Annotated in this window: 2 rRNA genes; both read left to right on the forward strand. The window is 50.2% G+C overall.

Annotation, left to right across the window (positions count from 1 at the left end):
- The first annotated feature begins 159 nt into the window (after nucleotides 1–159).
- Nucleotides 160–3,033: ribosomal RNA gene (locus tag BUC24_RS26240) — 23S ribosomal RNA — on the forward strand.
- Nucleotides 3,034–3,177: 144 nt separating this feature from the next.
- Nucleotides 3,178–3,268: ribosomal RNA gene (rrf, locus tag BUC24_RS26245) — 5S ribosomal RNA — on the forward strand; the annotation flags it as partial.

Here is a 3,268-nt window from a genome sequence, read left to right on the forward strand (position 1 = left end):
GTTTCGTTCTTTAACAATCTGGAAGAAGTAAAGTTTTATGTCAATCCGTGCAAACGGTTTGGCAGGGTAGTAAAACTTGTATCAACAAACAAAGCAACAACGCTGTACTCTTATCTCTATAAACGCTTTCTGGTTAGTCGCCAGAAGCTAACGTTATAGGGACAAGCGAATAAGTGCACATGGTGGATGCCTTGGCGATTACAGGCGATGAAGGACGTAGTAGCTTGCGATAAGCTGCGGGGAGTGAGCAAACACACTTTGATCCGCAGATTTCCGAATGGGGAAACCCGGCCTTTACAGGTCATTGCATACTGAATACATAGGTATGCAAAGCGAACGCGGCGAACTGAAACATCTAAGTAGCTGCAGGAAAATAAATCAACCGAGATTCCCAAAGTAGTGGCGAGCGAAATGGGATGAGCCTGTACGTTTTAGCACGATACATAGTAGAACGGATTGGAAACTCCGGCCATAGAGGGTGATAGCCCCTTATACGAAATGTAATGTGTGGAACTAAGCGTACGACAAGTAGGGCGGGACACGAGAAATCCTGTCTGAATATGGGGGGACCATCCTCCAAGGCTAAATACTCGTAATCGACCGATAGTGAACCAGTACCGTGAGGGAAAGGCGAAAAGAACCCCGGGAGGGGAGTGAAATAGATCCTGAAACCGTGTGCATACAAACAGTAGGAGCGGACTTGTTCCGTGACTGCGTACCTTTTGTATAATGGGTCAGCGACTTACATTCAGTGGCAAGGTTAACCATATAGGGAAGCCGTAGAGAAATCGAGTCCGAATAGGGCGACAGTCGCTGGGTGTAGACCCGAAACCAAGTGATCTACTCATGGCCAGGATGAAGGTGCGGTAACACGCCCTGGAGGTCCGAACCCACTAATGTTGAAAAATTAGGGGATGAGCTGTGGGTAGGGGTGAAAGGCTAAACAAACTTGGAAATAGCTGGTTCTCTCCGAAAACTATTTAGGTAGTGCCTCAAGTATCACCATCGGGGGTAGAGCACTGTTATGGCTAGGGGGTCATTGCGACTTACCAAACCATTGCAAACTCCGAATACCGATGAGTGCGAGCTTGGGAGACAGACGTCGGGTGCTAACGTCCGGCGTCAAGAGGGAAACAACCCAGACCGCCAGCTAAGGTCCCAAAGATTGGCTAAGTGGAAAACGAAGTGGGAAGGCTAAAACAGTCAGGATGTTGGCTTAGAAGCAGCCATCATTTAAAGAAAGCGTAATAGCTCACTGATCGAGTCGTCCTGCGCGGAAGATGTAACGGGGCTAAGCCAGTCACCGAAGCTGCGGATATCCGTAAGGATATGGTAGGAGAGCGTTCTGTAAGCCTGCGAAGGTGTCTTGTAAAGGATGCTGGAGGTATCAGAAGTGCGAATGCTGACATGAGTAGCGATAATGGGGGTGAAAAGCCCCCACGCCGTAAGCCCAAGGTTTCCTGTTCAACGTTCATCGGAGCAGGGTGAGTCGGCCCCTAAGGCGAGGCAGAGATGCGTAGCTGATGGGAAGCAGGTTAATATTCCTGCACCGTCGTATGATGCGATGGGGGGACGGATCGCGGAAGGTTGTCCGGGTGTTGGATGTCCCGGTTTTTGACTCATAGAAGGCGCTTAGGCAAATCCGGGCGCGGAATTCAAGGGGTTGAGACGAGAGACTTAGGTCTCGAAGCAATCGGAAGTGGTTCCAAGAAAAGCCTCTAAGCTTCAGTCATACGAGACCGTACCGCAAACCGACACAGGTGGGCGAGATGAGTATTCTAAGGCGCTTGAGAGAACTCGGGAGAAGGAACTCGGCAAATTGGTACCGTAACTTCGGGAAAAGGTACGCCCTTGTAGTTTGACCACTTTACTGTGGAAGGATGAACGGGTTGCAATAAACTGGTGGCTGCGACTGTTTAATAAAAACACAGCACTCTGCAAACACGAAAGTGGACGTATAGGGTGTGACGCCTGCCCGGTGCTGGAAGATTAAATGATGGGGTGCAAGCTCTTGATTGAAGTCCCAGTAAACGGCGGCCGTAACTATAACGGTCCTAAGGTAGCGAAATTCCTTGTCGGGTAAGTTCCGACCTGCACGAATGGCGTAACGATGGCCACACTGTCTCCTCCCGAGACTCAGCGAAGTTGAAATGTTTGTGATGATGCAATCTACCCGCGGCTAGACGGAAAGACCCCATGAACCTTTACTGTAGCTTTGCATTGGACTTTGAACCAATCTGTGTAGGATAGGTGGGAGGCTTTGAAGCGGGGACGCCAGTTCTCGTGGAGCCATCCTTGAAATACCACCCTGGTTTGTTTGAGGTTCTAACCTTGGCCCGTTATCCGGGTCGGGGACAGTGCATGGTAGGCAGTTTGACTGGGGCGGTCTCCTCCTAAAGTGTAACGGAGGAGTTCGAAGGTACGCTAGGTACGGTCGGACATCGTGCTAATAGTGCAATGGCATAAGCGTGCTTAACTGCGAGACTGACAAGTCGAGCAGGTACGAAAGTAGGACATAGTGATCCGGTGGTTCTGTATGGAAGGGCCATCGCTCAACGGATAAAAGGTACTCTGGGGATAACAGGCTGATTCCTCCCAAGAGTTCATATCGACGGGGGAGTTTGGCACCTCGATGTCGGCTCATCACATCCTGGGGCTGTAGCCGGTCCCAAGGGTATGGCTGTTCGCCATTTAAAGTGGTACGTGAGCTGGGTTTAAAACGTCGTGAGACAGTTTGGTCCCTATCTGCCGTGGGCGTTGGAAATTTGAAGGGGGCTGCTCCTAGTACGAGAGGACCGGAGTGGACAGACCTCTGGTGTACCGGTTGTCACGCCAGTGGCATTGCCGGGTAGCTAAGTCTGGAAGAGATAACCGCTGAAAGCATCTAAGCGGGAAACTTGCCTTGAGATGAGATTTCCCAGAGCCTTGAGCTCTTTAAAGGGTCGTTCGAGACCAGGACGTTGATAGGTCAGGTGTGGAAGTGCAGTAATGCATTAAGCTAACTGATACTAATTGCCCGTACGGCTTGTCCCTATAACATTAGCAGTTGTAGATGATAAGAATACGCGTTGTGCTTGTTGTTGATATCAAGTGCTGCCCAAGTAATAAACAACACTTACTTCTTCCAGATTCAAGGTACTGCTGCCCCATTGGGAGCAACTACCTGTACAAGTTATGCCTGATGACCATAGTAACTCGGTACCACCCCTTCCCATCCCGAACAGGACCGTGAAACGAGCTTACGCCGATGATAGTGCTGCAACCAGTG

The sequence above is a fragment of the Massilia sp. CF038 genome (genome assembly GCF_900129765.1).
Taxonomy (GTDB): domain Bacteria; phylum Pseudomonadota; class Gammaproteobacteria; order Burkholderiales; family Burkholderiaceae_D; genus Telluria_A.